We start from the raw sequence: 14,690 nt of genomic DNA, 5'->3' as shown, positions 1-14,690 counted from the left end.
CTGCGATCCGGAGACGTGGGTGAGTGGCTGAAACCAACGGTTTGCTAAACCGTCGTACTGGGATTACCGGTACCGAGGGTTCGAATCCCTCCGTCTCCGCCACCTTGCGATCTGCAAGGCTCCCCTAACATCCCATTTTCCTTGCGTTTCTGCCGTTCTGCGGCCAATATTGTTCCCTGTTTGTTCAAATTGATCCCTATGAAGCCACGCCCATCCGGGGGCGTTCAAGGGGCACTCAATTGCAATTCCGGGGGCATCAATGCTCACAGAACTCACCGTCAAGAATGCCAAGGCGAAGGACAAGGATTACAAGCTCTCCGATTCTGAGGGTTTGTACCTTTATGTGACCAAATTCGGCCATCGCAGTTGGCGGATGAAGTACCGGTTTGCTGGCAAGGAACGGCGACTTGTCCTTGGAAGCTACCCTGAAGTTCCGCTCAAGTTGGCGCGTGATCGGAAGATTGCGGCGCGCAAGCTTCTGGCCGAGGGACGCGATCCGGGACTCGAAGCCCGGAAGGCCAAGGTGGCGCGCACGGTTGCTTCGGGGAACACTTTCGAGGCGCTGGCACGGGGCTGGTATGACCTGCAGGAGAGCCGCTGGACGCCGATCCATGCAGGCGATGTCATAGGCAGCCTCGAGAAAGAGGTGTTCCCTTGGATCGGCAAACTGCCAATCCGCGAGATTGATGAGCCGCTGGTACTTTCGGTCTTGCGAAAGATCGAGAAGCGGGGCGCTATAGAGACGGCGCACCGAGTGCGCCAGAGGATCTCGGCAGTGTTTGTGCATGCGATTGCTGAAGGCGCAGCAGCACGTGATCCGGCAGGCGTGGTCACCAAGGCGCTGAAGCCGGTGCCCCGCGCCCGCAAGCGTCCGGCGCTTATCTCGATCGATGCTCTGCATGATATGATTCGCAAGACCGAGGCGGAGGCCGCCTCGCCGCTTACCAAGCTGGCTTCGCGCTTTCTGGCATTGACCGCGCAGCGCCCCGGCATGATCCGGGCCCTGCCATGGACCGAAATCGAGAACGTGGATTGGAACAACGAGGAGCCTTGCCCTGATGCGCTGTGGCGCGTGCCCGCCGCACGGATGAAACTCATGCTGGAGCTCAAGCACGACGACGGGTTTGAACATCTGGTGCCGTTGTCTGCCGAGGCGGTGGCTGTGCTGCGCGCAGTGCATGTGCTGACGGGACGCGGGCCGCTGATATTTCCCAGCAACCGCAATGCACGCATGCCGATGAGCGAGAACACGTTGAGCTATTTCTACAACCGCTGCGGCTATCAGGGCCGGCATGTGCCGCATGGCTGGCGAGCGTCGTTTTCGACCATCATGAACGAGTGGGCCGAACGCGGGGGCACGCCGGGGGATCGCCATGTCATAGATTTGATGCTGGCGCACATCCCTGAAGGTGTGTCGGGTTCGGAGGGTGCTTACAATCGCGCCGCATACCTCAAGCGCCGCCGCGAAATCACCGAAGCATGGGGCGCAATGTTGCTCGGGATTTTTCCTGAGCCAGCGAAGATGCTTGGTTGGCCGAGCCGATAAGGCAAGCCCGAAATCAAATACCCATCTCGAAAGGCACCACACGCGTGATCGTGCGTTCAAGCTCGGGCGGCCTTTTGGCCTCTGTCTCGGGCTCTGGCGGCTTGCCAGCTTCCAGCCCTTTGGCCGCCGCCGCACCGAGCCGCTCGGTCACCTCCAACGCCGAAGTCTTGTCACCCGTGTTGCGGCCGATGCCCAGCTCGACCTTGTCGCGGTTGTCGACGATCAGGGTTAGCTCGTCACGCAGGCGAGTGATCGTCACAAGGAAGTTGCGGGCGGAGAGCAGCTTGCGGGTCTGGCTGTCCATCACCGCGATGCCTTTGTCGGTGGTCAGCCCCTGCGCCATGTGGGCATTGAGCGCATAGGCCAGATCGATCCGGGCCAGCATCGGGTCGTCAGACTTGAGCGACTGCTCCATGCCTGTCGACGTACGCACGGTCACGCTGTCGGGCGTAATGGCGGTGATCGCGGCCCTGTCGGCATTGATCAGCGCGCGCTGGTGATCGTTGGCGGTCCACCGGATGGTATCGCCGGTGTAAAGCGTGAGCGGCTTACGTTCATGCAATTGTATTGCCTGATTGTTTCCGGTCGCGCCAAGGCGCGAGGGGGCGAACGTGTGATGTCGGCCGCCGACATCCCGAAGTTCGACAACGCCCCTGCCCGCGTCCACTTTGACGACGTCGTAGCGCCCTTTGGCCAGATGCTGACGTGACTGCCGGGTTGCCAGTTCCAGCACCATGCCAGGCTCATATGTCCGGATATGCCGAAGTTCCTCGCGCGTAGTATTGATGCGGGAGAGTACGGTGAGGCTCACGGCGTCGGGACCGATCTCGCCATTGGCTGCGAGGCCTGTCTGCACTGCGGCATTCACCTCATCGCGTAACTGCCGGCCCGAGACATAGATACCCGTCCGCTCGCGCTCGACGTGCGGGAGCGACAGCCAGCGCTCGGCAGCAAGGATAGCTCCGTTCTCGCTCACCTCGACGGTATGATCCCTGAGGTGCTCCAGCGCCTCACCGGTGCGCCCCTGCTGCGCTGCCGCCTGAGCGAGCCGCAATGTCTCCGATCGCGCCCTGAGATTGGTGTCCATGCGCGCGGTCTCGGTGCCCGCGGCCAGTGCCAGCGCAAAGGGCTTGCCCGCCTCGACCGCTCCCAGTTGCTTCGGGTCGCCCATCAGAACCAGGCGATCAACATTGAGAAGGTTGGCGAGCCGGACCAACCGGTCTTGATCGCGGGTTGAGACCATCGACGCTTCGTCCAGCACAATTACGGTGTCACGATAAGCAGTCCGCGCGTCCGCCAGCTCGGCCCTGCTCGCATTCCCATCGAGCAGCTTGCGGTGCTGCCCGAGAAACCGGTGCATCGTCATCGACGGAATGCTCGTCTCACGCTCCAGCATCCGCACCAGCGTGTTCTGTACGCCTAGCCCGATAACGCGTTTGCCGTTCTCGCTCAGGATCTGCGAAGTGGGGCGCAGCAAGCTGGATTTGCCAGCCCCCGCCACCCCTTGCACGGCGACAATCCGGTTGGTCGATGACAGGATCATCCTGCCAGCAGCTTCCTGTCCCGCATTGAGCGTCATGCCGAAGTTGAAGCTGGCTGCGGCCTGCAACTGGTGCCCTGCGACGTCGCTTGTCAGGATCGGCATTGCTGCGCCTTTGCCCTTCTCGATCTCGGCCAGCATGCGGCTTTCCAGCGCTGCCGCATCGGTCGTGGTGAGCCAGCCGTGCATGGTACCGCGCCCTTTGCTCAGCGCGCCCTGATCCGCAAGCTGCATGATGCGCTTCTCGATCAGCGGCATGGTCGTAGGCAGGCCAAAATCGAGCGCCGCCTTGGCAAGATCGGTGACCTTGAAGGCGGCCTCGCGCTCGGACAGGTGGCGCACGGCCGAGGCCACGGCATGGGCTGCGGCGATCTCCTGCGCGGGTCTCAGATGGATGCGCGCCGGGACCAAGGGATCACCTTGCTTGAGGCCAAGACGCTCGGCCAGTTCGAACACCATCACCTTACCGCGTTCTGCGATCGACGGGCGATCTTGGTCCCGCCGCTGCGCGACAAGTGCCATGGCTGCCGATCGCTCACGGGCATCGCGCACCATACCTTCAAGATCGAGGCCCTGCCCCCATGCATGGTTCTGCCACTGCGACTGGAGGGCACCTCGATCAACGTCGTGCTGCTTGGCGGAACGCGTCGCCAGAGTTGCGATCAACCCAGCCTCAAGCCCGCTGCCGCGCCGGGCTTCCAGCACCTCCTGCCGCCGCGTCGAGAACGCCATAACCGCCTCACGGCTGATCCCGCTGGCTTCGAAGTTACCGTGCTTGCCGACGTCGCCAATGCGGTATCCCAGCCTCTCAACTTCGACCCGGAAGCGCGCCATGGTCATGGCATTAAGCAGCGTATTGAACTCCCACAGCCGGTCATTGCGCAGCGCCTTCCATGTTCCGTCTTTAGCCTGCGTCATGTTTGCGACAACGGCGTGGAAGTGGAGATTGGGTTCCTGACTGCGGTTTGTGTCGTGCTGGAACAGCGCCACGGTCAGGTTGTCGGTCTGGACCTGACGTTCCTTGCCGGCCTGCTCCACGCGCATGAAGGCGGCGTTCCGTTCGGCCCATTGCAGCGTCTCGATCACCGCTTCGCGGTAGGCATCGACGATGCGCTGATCTTTGCCAACGAGCGCGAGCATCGAAAAGCTTTTGGGCAGCGAGAAGGTCAGGTCCGTGCCCGCGCGGTGGGCAGCGCCTTCTCTCCCGATGCGCCCGCCATTGGGGAGTTCGCCGCGCAGGATCGCCTCGAAGGCACGCGGCTCGACGGTGCCGGACAGGCCCAGCCGCTCGGCACCCTTGCCGACCCATAGGCCCGACCGATCCGCATCGGCAGAGGCATAGTAATTGTCCTTGGCGAAGTAGCTCGCAGCACCGCCAGCAGAGCGCACATTGGCGACCGAGAGCATGGCTCAAGCCCCCCGCTTGGTGGGAGCTATCCGCTCGCGATATTCGCGCAGCCGCTTGCCATGCGCGACCTGAACTCGCGTTCGCAAATCCTTGTCGGCATGAACCAGCAGAAGGCCTTCGGTCGCAGTGGCTGCGAAGAGCACTTGGGACATCAACCGGTCCCGAAACGCAGCCTCGTCGTGACCTTCGATGGTCCCGATCACTGCCAGTTTTAGCCATTGGCTGACGCTCATGTGGGATGCCGCAGCGGCGGCCTTCACCGCTTCGTGCAGGCTCTCATCGACGTAGCATTGAAGCGCAAAACGCATTGGTTCCAACTTACGTTGGCCGCCGCCTCGGCCGGAAACCCCTCCAGATCGAGACCTTACGATACTGCCAGTGCCGGGCTGTAGGAAAGCGCCACTTTATGTCTACAAAACAAAGCTGTATTCAGATTCAAATCACTCTGATTTGCAGATTCCGGGCTGACATTAGATGACATCATGCAGGCGCTGCGCCGCCAAACACAGAAAAGTGGCGGATTTCTGCGCAATACAGCACACCGGGCTCCCGGGTACGGTGTGCCGACTTCCCCACTTATAATCGGCGCGGTTTCATGTTCCTGGAGTATGGATCGAACGGAACAAGGGCAGCAGGACCAGCGGATCCTCAGGCCGCCCTCAGGCGCTGGCCTGTCGGTACGATTGCCACCGGCTCACGGCGGCGTGTGGGGCTCGGTGCCCCCGCGCTGTCGATTGCTGCCCAAGCACAAAGAAGGCCCTGGCAGATCGCTCTGCCGGGGCCTTGTTCGAGAGGGATGTGCCCTTCAGTCTTCGTCGATGTCGAGCGCGCTGTCGCCGGAGGTGCCGCGGCCCTTGGTCAGGAAGTCGACCTTGTCGGCGAGGATCTCGCAGCCGTAGCGCTTGGTGCCGTCCTGGTCTTCCCACTGGGTGTAGTGGATGCGGCCCTCGACCGTGACCAGCTGGCCCTTGCTGCAGAACTTCGCGACGTTCTGGCCGAGGCCATTGAAGCTGGTGATCCGGTGGAACTCGCTGTCCTTGGCGGTGTAGCCGTTCTCTTGCCTGTAGGTCTTGGCGTCCTTGCGGGCGGGCCGGTCGGTCACGACCGAGAGGCTGGTGATGCTGGTCCCACCGGCGGTGGTGCGGGTCTCGGGATCGCGTGCGATGCGGCCGACGAGGATAACGAGATTGGTCATGGGTCTTCTCCTGATCGCGCAGGTCCGGGGCCATCCCGGCTGCGAACTGACCGTCAGAAGGGGGCGGCAGACGCTCGCACCGGACGACGCCGAAGGCGACGGGAGGGGAACCTCGATCAGGGCGGGTGGTGCGGGCAGCCCGGCAAAGCCGGGTAACACGGCCGGCCGGATCGGGGTTGCGAGGGGCTGACGGCGCCTTCAGGGAGGGGTTCGCGAAGAGCCGGATGGCCCCGGGGTGTCCCGCATTTGGCGGCTATGGTTCGCCCTGAACTTGCCCCGCTACCGGGCCACGCGTCTCACCTCGGCGGTGCGCTTTCGTGCCCCCCCCCGATGTCGTACGCGATGACGAGATACTGGCGCATGGTCTCCCCCTGTTCAGCCATTGCTGTGCGAGTCCATGCTCAACTCAGCTGTCCTTCGATGGGACGCATTTTTGCCTTATGGCCGCGGGAAAGCCACTAAGAATGTTTCGTGGGAGAACTCATGTCGACCGGCATATCCCTCCGCGGTCGACGCGGTAATTCGAACCCGACGACGTGAGATAGGGATGATGGTGACGGGACTGGAGTGCTCGTCGGCTGCCGCATGACGCCGGCAGGATCAGACGTCCGCTCGGCCATGTTAGCGCAGCATTCGCGGTTTTCCGAAGAACTTACTGTACACTTGTTTACTGGTTGTGATATGATTCGTTGAAGGCATCGGCGCGCGGGTCAGCGAGTACGGGCAAAGAGGTGAGTGATGTGGTTTTGTCTCGAACGACGGCCATCAAGACCACAGGAACTCTCTGACTCACGGCGGCATTCCACGCGTCGCCAAAATGCGCGGCATAGCTCAGCCATTGCTATCTCACGCCCCGCCAAGATGCGATCCGTACCAGCAAAGATGACAAGGACCTAATGCCATGAACGCCATCGCCGCCGTTCTCAACCAGCCCAATGGCCCGTTCTCGATTGAGGCGGTCGACGTGGCGCAGCCGCAGGCCGGCGAAGTGCGCGTCGCGATCAAGGCAGCGGGCATCTGCCATACCGATCTGGTGGTCGCCTCGGGCGCGATGGGGCTGCAGTTCCCTGCCATTCTCGGCCACGAGGGCGCCGGCATCGTCGATGCAGTCGGCGAAGGTGTGACCGGCGTGAAGCCGGGAGACAAGGTGTTGCTTACGTTCAATTCGTGCGGCGCCTGCAAGCCGTGCGAGCGCCATGAACCAGCTTATTGCAGCCACTTCGTTACGCTCAACATGATCGCTGCGCGCGGCGACGGATCAAGCCGCGTAACCCGCGGTGGGAAGGAGATTTCCGACAACTTCTTCGGCCAGTCATCGTTCGCTTCGCTCGCAATCGCAAACGAGCGCAACGTCCTCAAGGTTGATGACGACACCGATCTCGCGGTCCTCGCGCCGCTGGGTTGCGGTATTCAGACTGGCGTGGGCGGCGTCCTGCGCTCTCTCGGCGCAAAGGCAGGCGAAGCACTCGTAGTGCTCGGTGCGGGTGCCGTCGGTCTCTCCGCTGTGTTGGGTGGACAGATTGCCGGATGCGCAACGATCATCGTAATCGAGCCGCAGAAGGGCCGCCGCACGCTAGCATTGCAGCTCGGTGCAACCCATGTGCTCGACGGACAAGGCGATATGGCCACTGCGGTTCGGGGCATCATTCCCGAAGGTGCGGACATGGTGATCGACACCAGCGGCTTTATGCCGGTCGTCGTGCAGAGTGTGAACATGATTGCCAATCGCGGCCGGATCGGGCTGCTCGGCGTGCCGGGCTCGCTCGATGCCGCGCTGCCAGTTCCCGTCGTACAGTTCATCACCCAGGGCGGCACGGTGCGCGGGATCATCGAGGGCGATTCCGAACCAGCGGTGTTCCTCCCCGAACTGATCGCGCACCACAAAGCGGGGCGACTTCCGATCGAGGCGTTTATCAAGACCTATCGCCTGGACCAGATCAACGAGGCCATCGACGATGCCCACCACGGGAAATGCGTCAAGGCCGTGCTGCTCATCGATTGAGGACACACCCATGTGGCTCTATCCCGAAGTCAGGACGCTCGGCGAATTCATCGAATACCATGCGCGCACCGCGCCCGGGCGGCGCGCGCTGGTTCAAGGGGATCGCACGATCTCGTTTGCCGAGTATGATGCGGTTTCCAACCGCATTGCGAACGGCCTGCTGGCGCATGGTGCGGAGCCGGGCGACCGGATCGGCTTCCTTGGCCTCAACAGCCCCGATTTCTACTTTGCGCTGACCGCCACGGCCCGCACGCGCGCCGCCTTCGTTCCCTTCAACTGGCGTCTTTCGGCCGCCGAACTGGCGCAGCTCATCGACGACAGCACAGCGCGAATTGTATTCGTCGAGCGCACGCTGGCAGACCTGTGGAACGCCGCAGCGGAAGTTTCAGGGTGTGCGGTCGAGGTGATTTGGTTCGATGGTGAAGACACGTTAGAACGCCGCTATTCCGGCGATAGTACGACAAAGCCCGACCTGTTCATCAGCGAGGAAGACGTTGCCATCCAGCTCTATACCTCGGGCACCACGGGCAAACCCAAGGGCGTGATGCTGAGCCACGGCGCGTTCAACCGGATGCGTCTGTGCGAGCATCTCGAGCCCGCCTACGAATGGCACGAGGGCGATATATTCATAAACCCGTTGCCCAATTTCCATCTGCTCTCGATCGGCATTGCGTTCCAGTGCCTGTATAACGGCGTGGCGGTCTCGATCGTGCGCCAATTCGATCCCGGCGTGATTTGCGAGACAATCGAGCGCGACCGTCCGACCTTGCTGACCCTTACCCCGACGATGATCCAGATGCTGCTCGATCATCCGCGCGCGGCCGAGACCGATTTCTCGTCTCTGCGGCTCGTGCTCTATGCAGGATCGCCGATTTCGCTGGGCCTAATCCGGCGCGCCATCGCGCAGATGCCTTGTGCGTTCATGCAGTTCTATGGTGCCACCGAAGCCTGCGGGGCGTTCACGATCCTCAGGCCAGGCGAACATGACCTAGAGGACGAGGCCAAGCTGCAAAGCTGCGGCCGCCCGCTGCCGCTGATCGAACTGCGCATCGTCGATGCCGCTGGGAACGATGTACCCGAGGGTGAACCAGGCGAACTGATCGCACGTGCGCCTGCCATCACCGCTGGGTACTGGAAACAGGACGATGCCACTGCCAAAGTTCTGCAAAATGGCTGGTACCGCACCGGCGATGTGGCGCGCCGCGATTCAGAGGGGCTTTACTACATCGTCGACCGGGTCAAGGACATGATCGTCTCGGGCGGCGAGAACATCTATTGCGCCGAGGTGGAGAACGCGCTTTCAACCCACCCGGAGGTGGCGCAAGTCGCAGTGATCGGCGTGCCCGATGCGCGGTGGGGCGAAGCGGTGATGGCCTGCGTTATCCGCCAGCCCGATAGCGGGCTCGATGAAGCCGCGCTGATCGCACATGCACGAACGCTGCTGGCGGGCTACAAAGTGCCCAAGCGAGTGACGTTCATGGAAAGCTTCCCGCTGGTGCCATCGGGCAAGGTTTCTAAGAAGGACCTGCGCGCGCCGCACTGGGAACGGGCCACGCGCCAGGTCGCGTGAGCATCATGCGCTAAACCGAACCGGCAAACAGCGGATAATCGGTATAGCCGCACGCATCGCCGACATAGGCATGGTCCATGTCCGCCACCGCAAGTGGATGCCCGCCGCGCATGCGCATCACGAGATCGGGATTGGCGATATAGGGCCGCCCGAACGAGACCGCATCGGCCTTGCCAGCCGCGATGCAGGCATTGGCTGCCGGAGCATCGAAGCTACCATTCTGAATCACGACGCCCCGGAAAATCGCACGGATGCGCTCGATGACCGGGTTGTCGGGCCGCTCCATGAAGCCGGAAGCAATTGGCTCGATCAGGTGCATATAGGCGATGCCGAATTCCTGCGCCAAGGCTGCGACGGCATCGGCCAGCGCATCGGGGTTTTCATCGCCCATGCCCTTGCGCGCGCTGGTCGGGCTGATGCGGATACCGACCCGGCCGGGGCCAACCGCCGCCGTCACGGCTTCCAGAACCTCGCGCAGCAGGCGCGAGCGACCAGCCAGGTCACCGCCATAAGCATCGCTTCGATGATTGGCGTTCGATTGCAGGAACTGGTCGATCAGATAGCCGTTGGCCGCGTGGATCTCCACGCCGTCGAACCCGGCGACCAGCGCGTTCGCGGCACCGGTGCCATAGGCTTCGACCGCATGGGCGATATCCCCATGGGTCATCTCGCGCGGTACGACATAAGCCTTCATCGGCAGGAAGCCGCCTACGTAGTCAGGCGGTGGCGGTGCAAACGTCTGCCCTTCCCCCGCAATGGGCGATGGGCCCAGCGGCTGCGCACCACCGATGTAGTCAGGCAGCACCAGCCGCCCCATGTGCCACAGCTGAGCGAAGATCTTCCCACCCGCCGAGTGGACCGCGCCGGTCACATGCGCCCAGCCTTCAACCATGTCTGACGTCCACAAACCGGGCACGCGGTACCAGCCCATGCCCAGCGGATCGACTGCGGTCGCTTCAGACACGATCAGCCCGCAATCCGCACGCTGGGCGTAATACTGCGCCATCAGCGCTGTCGGCACATTGCCGGGCGTGGCGCGCGCGCGGGTGAGCGGGGCCATGATCACCCGGTTGGGCAAGGTCAGCCCGCCAAGCTGCAGCGGCTGGAACAACGCATCGAGACTCATAGGATCAGGCTGCTCGCAGTCACGTGTTTCTCCATGTGATTTCGCCTCCATCGAGCACCTTCCGGTTGCCGACATAGGCGGCAAAGTGCGCGGCTGCGCCTTCACGTTGCCAGATCTGGAATTCCAATTCGTCGCCGGGCAGCACCACGCCCGAAAACCGGCACGCCAGCCGCGAGAGGTCAGCCGGATCGCGCCCCACTGCGCGCGAAACTGCCACACCGGCGATGCCATAGCTGGCAAGACCCTGCAGAATCGGTCGTTCAAATCCAGCCGCGCGCGCCACTTCCGGATCGAGGTGCAGCGGGTTCCAGTCGCCCGAGAGGCGATAGATCAGCGCGCCACGCGGGCTTGTCGCAAAGCTGACGGTCAGATCAGGGACGCGATCCGGTAATGCGATTTCGTTGCGCGGCCCGGGCGATCCGCCAAAACCGCCATCCCCTCGCAACATCAGCGTCTGATGCAGGCGGCAGTACATCGCACCACTGGCAACGTCGAAAATCCGCCGTTCGAGCACCAGCACCGCGCCTTTGCCCTCACCCCGGTCGGTCAGCGAGAGAACTTGCGCCTCACCCCGAACACATGCCTCGGGCGGCAGGGGCGCTATAAAATCGGCAGACTGCTCCGAATGGACCAGTTTGGCAAAATCGACGCCAAGTGCGGGATCACGGATCCACATCCCTGGCGTACACAGAGTGACAGCAAACGTCGGGAGGACCGCCAGGCTCCGCTCGTCGAGGAAGGCGAGAACGCCCGTATCGAGGGCATCGCTGCCCAGCCCCACACCCAGCGCATACAGGATCGCATCGCGCGGCGTATACGTCTGCTCCGGCTGCCCGAAATCATGCGCCAGAATTGCGGCGGGATCAATCACACGGGATCCCAGCTGAAGACCTCGGCCGAACGGTGTAGCGGATAAAGGTCGTTCGAGAACTGGGGGAAGACCCGGTCGACAATGGCTTCAGGCGTCCAGCCCTCGGCGGTGTGGGCAGCGCGCATAGGGCGCGGCTGCGAGAACAGGAAAATTTCGTTGTTGCGCACGCCGAAGATCTGTCCGGTGACCTTGGCAGCCCCGTCGCTGCACAGAGCGACGCACAAGGGCCCGATCTTGTTAGCATCGAGCTTCTTGAGGCCGTCCACGCGCTTCTGCTGCTCGGGCGTATCAGTCGGAATGGAGTCGATCATGCGTGTCCACGCGAACGGCGCGACGGCGTTCGAACGCACGCCGAAGCGCTGCATATCGAGCGCAATCGACTTCGAAAGTCCGACGATCCCGAGCTTGGCTGCGGAATAGTTGGCCTGCCCGAAATTGCCGATCAGCCCGCTGGTCGAGGTCATGTGGACATAAGCCCCGCTGCCCTGCTCTTTGAAAAAGGGCGCTGCTGCGCGGCTGGTGTTGAAGCTGCCCATGAGGTGCACTTCAATCACCGCGCGGAAATCCTCGGGGCTCATCTTGTGGAAGTAGACATCGCGCAGATTGCCCGCGTTGTTGACCACCCCGTCGATCCGGCCGAAACTGTCGATGGCCGCCTTGATCATGCGGCCCACACCGAGCCAGTCAGTCACGCTGTCGTGGTTGGCGACAGCCTTGCCGCCTGCGCTACGGATCTCCTCCACGACCTGCTCGGCGGGCGAGCCTTCGTCCTGGCCTTCTCCGCTCAGCGCAACGCCAAGGTCATTGACGACCACCGCCGCCCCCGCCTCAGCCATAGCGAGCGCGATCCCACGCCCCACGCCGCGCCCCGCGCCGGTGACCAGCACCGTCCTACCGTCCATCATCCCCATGGATTTTTCCTCAATAGCTCTTGGGCAGGCCGAGCACTTTCTCGGCAATGAAGCACATGATCAACTGTTCGGTGATTGGCGCGAGGCGGGTCAGCGCGCTTTCCCGGTAGAGCCGTTCGACGTGGTACTCCTTGGCATAGCCAAAGCCGCCATGGGTGGCGACCGCCTGCCACGCTGCATCATGGCAAGCGCGCGCGGCGAGGAACTTGCACGCGTTGGCTTCGGCCCCGCAAGGCAAGCCCTGATCATAGAGGTGCGCAGCCTTTTCGACCATCAGCCAGGCGCTCTCCAGATACATCCACTTTTCCGCTAGCGGGTGCTGAATACCCTGGTTCATGCCGATCGGCCGATCAAACACCACGCGTTCCTTCGCGTAGTTCACGCCCCGCCGCAGCGCATCGCGCCCGATGCCGATGGCCTCGGCGCCGATGAGGATGCGTTCGGGATTGAGGCTGTGGAGGATGTAGCCGAAGCCCTTCCCTTCCTCGCCGATGCGGTCCTCGTCTGGAATGAACAGCCCGTCGATGAAGATCGCGTTCGAATCCACCGCCTTGCGGCCCATCTTGTTGATCAGGCGCACATCAATCTTGGACCTGTCGAGATCAGTGTAGAAGATCGTGATGCCGTCAGTCGGCCGGGCGCAGTCCTCGAACTTGGTCGTGCGCGTCAGCAGCATGATCTTGTTCGCGACTTGGGCGGTCGAGGTCCAGACCTTTTGGCCGTGGACAATATATCCGCCGGGCACCTTCTCGGCGAAAGTCTTGATCCGCGTGGTGTTGAGCCCTGCGTCAGGCTCGGTAAAGCCGAAGCAGCACTGGTCCTCGCCCGAAACGAGCCGCGGGACCCAGCGCGCCTTCTGCTCAAGTGTGCCCTCCACCACGATGGGGTGCGGGCCGAACAGGTTGATGTGAATGGTCGAAGCCGCCGCGAACCCGCCGCCGCAGGCCGCAACCTCGCTCATCATTGTCATCGCCTCGGTCACACCGAGGCCGGAACCTCCGAATTGCTCAGGCATGGTAATGCCGAGCCAACCGCCATCGGCCATGGCGCGGTGGAATTCGCGGGGGAACTCGCCATCGTCATCGCGAGCTAACCAGTAGTCATCGCCGAACGGCGCACAAGCGGCGCGGACGCCTTCGCGAATAGCCTGAAGGTCTTCCTCGGTGGGAAGAGGGCGGACTTGGGTCATGCGGTTTCTCCGACGGCGGCCAGCGTCTTCAGCGCGGCCTTGAGGTGGGGGATATCGAACATCTTGCCGTCGATCCCGAGCGTACCGGCATCGGGATTGGCGGCGAAAGCGTCAACAATCCGGTGGGCATGCGCGACCTCCTCGTCCGAGGGGGTGAAGCAGCGGTTGATCGTGGCGACCTGATCGGGATGGATCGCGATCCGGCCAAGAAACCCGTCGCGACGGGCCCGGCGGCAATCGACCTCAAGCCCCGCCCCGTCGCGGAAATCAGCATAAAGCGTATCGACCGGCACCACCCCGGCTGAAGCCGAGGCAAAAAGGCATAACGAGCGCGCGAAGCGATAGGGCTCGGTCCACTGCCCATCCGGTTCCTTGTTGTCCGTCGCACCAATGGCGGCCGCAAGGTCTTCCGCGCCCCAGGTCAGACCGATCAGGCGCGGATGCGGCGGGGTATAACTGCCGAGCGCAAACATCGCCTGCGGGGTTTCGGTGGAAACGACCATAATCTTCACGCTGCCCGGCGCCATGCCGGCGGCAGCTTCCATCGGATCGATCATCCCGGCAATCGTGGCAACGTCCTGCGCGCCGTTGGCCTTGGGGACGAGAATGCCCGCGAGGCCCGGCCGCACCACAGCCGCTAAATCATCAGCGGTCAGGCCGGTATCCAGCGGATTGACCCGCACGAACAAACTGGCCTTGACCGCATCCGCCTCGCCAAGCCAGCCCGTCACCATGGCGCGTGCGGCCTCCTTCATCGAGGGGGCGACAGCATCCTCCAGATCGAGGATGAGCACATCCGCGCCGGCAGAGCGGCCCTTGGCGAACTTGCGCTCGCTGTCTCCTGGTACAAACAAAAGCGAGCGCAGCCTCATGCCGGCTTCTTCATCATCAGCGCGTTGCGCACGGTGCGGCACACCACTTCATTGCACTGGTTAAGCCCGATGTGCTCGAAGGTGACGATGCCCTGCGTGGGCCGCGATTTGCTCTCCCTAAGCTCCAGCACCTTCGTTTCAGCGCGAAGCGTATCGCCCGAGAAGACAGGCTTTGGGAAGGTCGTATCGGTCATCCCGAGATTGCCTACGGTGGTGCCCATCGTGGTGTCCTGCACGCTGAGCCCGATGACCAGTCCCAGCGTGAAGATCGAGTTCATCAGCGGCTGGCCAAACTCGGTGCCTTCGCAATAGGCGTGATCGATATGGATCTGCGCAGGATTGTAGGTGAGCGAGGAGAACAGGCTGTTCTCGTAGTCCAGCACGGTCTTGCGCACTTCGTGGCGAAACACCTGCCCCACCTTGAATTCATCAAACCACAGGCCTGCCATTGTCCCAATCC

General features: G+C 62.8%; 13 protein-coding genes and 1 tRNA gene. 5 read left to right on the top strand and 9 right to left on the bottom strand.

Annotated elements, in window-relative coordinates:
• Positions 1 to 9: 9 nt before the first annotated feature.
• Both ACODS2_RS03280 and ACODS2_RS03275 read left to right on the top strand, forming a co-directional pair.
• Positions 10 to 102, top strand: a tRNA-Ser gene (locus ACODS2_RS03280).
• A 157-nt stretch (positions 103 to 259) separates the two neighbouring features.
• Complete coding sequence (locus ACODS2_RS03275; RefSeq protein ID WP_298171878.1) at positions 260 to 1,546, top strand: tyrosine-type recombinase/integrase; 1,287 nt, start codon at positions 260 to 262, stop codon at positions 1,544 to 1,546.
• A gap of 13 nt (positions 1,547 to 1,559) precedes the next feature.
• Here the strand turns inward: ACODS2_RS03275 and mobF are convergent, their stop codons facing one another.
• The 3 genes from mobF to ACODS2_RS03260 all read right to left on the bottom strand — a co-directional run bounded on the left by mobF (position 1,560) and on the right by ACODS2_RS03260 (position 5,689).
• A complete protein-coding gene (gene mobF, locus ACODS2_RS03270) occupies positions 1,560 to 4,493 on the bottom strand; it encodes a MobF family relaxase (protein WP_488997538.1) in 2,934 nt (977 codons plus the stop codon).
• Between the two features lie 3 nt (positions 4,494 to 4,496).
• A complete protein-coding gene (locus tag ACODS2_RS03265; RefSeq protein ID WP_298171872.1) occupies positions 4,497 to 4,802 on the bottom strand; it encodes a hypothetical protein in 306 nt (101 codons plus the stop codon).
• A 497-nt stretch (positions 4,803 to 5,299) separates the two neighbouring features.
• Positions 5,300 to 5,689, bottom strand: a complete 390-nt coding sequence (locus ACODS2_RS03260) for a single-stranded DNA-binding protein (RefSeq protein WP_298171870.1) — start codon at positions 5,687 to 5,689, stop codon at positions 5,300 to 5,302.
• Between ACODS2_RS03260 and ACODS2_RS03255 the strand changes: the two genes are divergently transcribed.
• The 3 genes from ACODS2_RS03255 to ACODS2_RS03245 all read left to right on the top strand — a co-directional run bounded on the left by ACODS2_RS03255 (position 5,688) and on the right by ACODS2_RS03245 (position 9,261).
• Positions 5,688 to 5,879 carry a hypothetical protein gene (locus ACODS2_RS03255; RefSeq protein WP_298171867.1) on the top strand — a complete coding sequence of 64 codons (192 nt, stop codon included), beginning with the start codon at positions 5,688 to 5,690 and terminating at the stop codon, positions 5,877 to 5,879. The genes ACODS2_RS03260 and ACODS2_RS03255 overlap by 2 nt on opposite strands.
• Before the next feature lie 711 nt (positions 5,880 to 6,590).
• On the top strand, positions 6,591 to 7,691 hold the full coding sequence (locus ACODS2_RS03250; RefSeq protein WP_488997537.1) for an NAD(P)-dependent alcohol dehydrogenase: 1,101 nt from the start codon (positions 6,591 to 6,593) through the stop codon (positions 7,689 to 7,691).
• 10 nt (positions 7,692 to 7,701) lie between these two features.
• Positions 7,702 to 9,261: a long-chain-fatty-acid--CoA ligase gene (locus tag ACODS2_RS03245; protein ID WP_298164986.1), complete on the top strand. Its 1,560-nt coding sequence runs from the start codon at positions 7,702 to 7,704 to the stop codon at positions 9,259 to 9,261.
• 10 nt (positions 9,262 to 9,271) lie between these two features.
• Here the strand turns inward: ACODS2_RS03245 and ACODS2_RS03240 are convergent, their stop codons facing one another.
• The 6 genes from ACODS2_RS03240 to ACODS2_RS03215 are packed head-to-tail and all read right to left on the bottom strand — an operon-like array spanning position 9,272 to position 14,679.
• Entirely contained in the window at positions 9,272 to 10,387 is a 1,116-nt protein-coding gene (locus ACODS2_RS03240) for an alkene reductase (protein ID WP_488997536.1), read from the bottom strand.
• Positions 10,388 to 10,406: 19 nt separating this feature from the next.
• Positions 10,407 to 11,258, bottom strand: coding sequence for a MaoC/PaaZ C-terminal domain-containing protein (locus ACODS2_RS03235; RefSeq protein ID WP_488997535.1), 852 nt, complete (start codon positions 11,256 to 11,258; stop codon positions 10,407 to 10,409).
• Entirely contained in the window at positions 11,255 to 12,169 is a 915-nt protein-coding gene (locus tag ACODS2_RS03230; RefSeq protein WP_488997534.1) for an SDR family NAD(P)-dependent oxidoreductase, read from the bottom strand. Before ACODS2_RS03230 ends, ACODS2_RS03235 begins: the two co-directional genes overlap by 4 nt.
• Positions 12,170 to 12,179: 10 nt before the next feature.
• A complete protein-coding gene (locus ACODS2_RS03225; protein ID WP_488997533.1) occupies positions 12,180 to 13,358 on the bottom strand; it encodes an acyl-CoA dehydrogenase family protein in 1,179 nt (392 codons plus the stop codon).
• Positions 13,355 to 14,230 (bottom strand): HpcH/HpaI aldolase/citrate lyase family protein, encoded by an 876-nt coding sequence (locus tag ACODS2_RS03220; RefSeq protein ID WP_298171366.1) that lies wholly within the window; start codon positions 14,228 to 14,230, stop codon positions 13,355 to 13,357. The genes ACODS2_RS03225 and ACODS2_RS03220 overlap by 4 nt, the downstream gene beginning before the upstream one ends.
• Positions 14,227 to 14,679: a MaoC family dehydratase gene (locus ACODS2_RS03215; protein WP_298171363.1), complete on the bottom strand. Its 453-nt coding sequence runs from the start codon at positions 14,677 to 14,679 to the stop codon at positions 14,227 to 14,229. The genes ACODS2_RS03220 and ACODS2_RS03215 overlap by 4 nt, the downstream gene beginning before the upstream one ends.
• Between the last annotated feature and the right edge of the window lie 11 nt (positions 14,680 to 14,690).

The sequence above is a fragment of the Novosphingobium sp. FG137 genome (assembly GCF_057809735.1).
The sequence above is the reverse complement of the archived record's forward strand: the minus strand, read 5'-3'. Positions and strand labels throughout refer to the sequence as shown.

Excerpts from the sequence above, each read along its gene's own strand:
- ACODS2_RS03230 (WP_488997534.1), bottom strand. The coding sequence starts at position 12,169 with ATGGGGATGATGGACGGTAGGACGGTGCTGGTCACCGGCGCGGGGCGC.
- ACODS2_RS03265 (WP_298171872.1), bottom strand. The coding sequence starts at position 4,802 with ATGCGTTTTGCGCTTCAATGCTACGTCGATGAGAGCCTGCACGAAGCG.
- ACODS2_RS03245 (WP_298164986.1), top strand. The coding sequence starts at position 7,702 with ATGTGGCTCTATCCCGAAGTCAGGACGCTCGGCGAATTCATCGAATAC.
- ACODS2_RS03240 (WP_488997536.1), bottom strand. The coding sequence starts at position 10,387 with ATGAGTCTCGATGCGTTGTTCCAGCCGCTGCAGCTTGGCGGGCTGACC.
- mobF (WP_488997538.1), bottom strand. The coding sequence starts at position 4,493 with ATGCTCTCGGTCGCCAATGTGCGCTCTGCTGGCGGTGCTGCGAGCTAC.
- ACODS2_RS03225 (WP_488997533.1), bottom strand. The coding sequence starts at position 13,358 with ATGACCCAAGTCCGCCCTCTTCCCACCGAGGAAGACCTTCAGGCTATT.
- ACODS2_RS03255 (WP_298171867.1), top strand. The coding sequence starts at position 5,688 with ATGGGTCTTCTCCTGATCGCGCAGGTCCGGGGCCATCCCGGCTGCGAA.
- ACODS2_RS03275 (WP_298171878.1), top strand. The coding sequence starts at position 260 with ATGCTCACAGAACTCACCGTCAAGAATGCCAAGGCGAAGGACAAGGAT.
- ACODS2_RS03220 (WP_298171366.1), bottom strand. The coding sequence starts at position 14,230 with ATGAGGCTGCGCTCGCTTTTGTTTGTACCAGGAGACAGCGAGCGCAAG.
- ACODS2_RS03215 (WP_298171363.1), bottom strand. The coding sequence starts at position 14,679 with ATGGCAGGCCTGTGGTTTGATGAATTCAAGGTGGGGCAGGTGTTTCGC.
- ACODS2_RS03260 (WP_298171870.1), bottom strand. The coding sequence starts at position 5,689 with ATGACCAATCTCGTTATCCTCGTCGGCCGCATCGCACGCGATCCCGAG.
- ACODS2_RS03250 (WP_488997537.1), top strand. The coding sequence starts at position 6,591 with ATGAACGCCATCGCCGCCGTTCTCAACCAGCCCAATGGCCCGTTCTCG.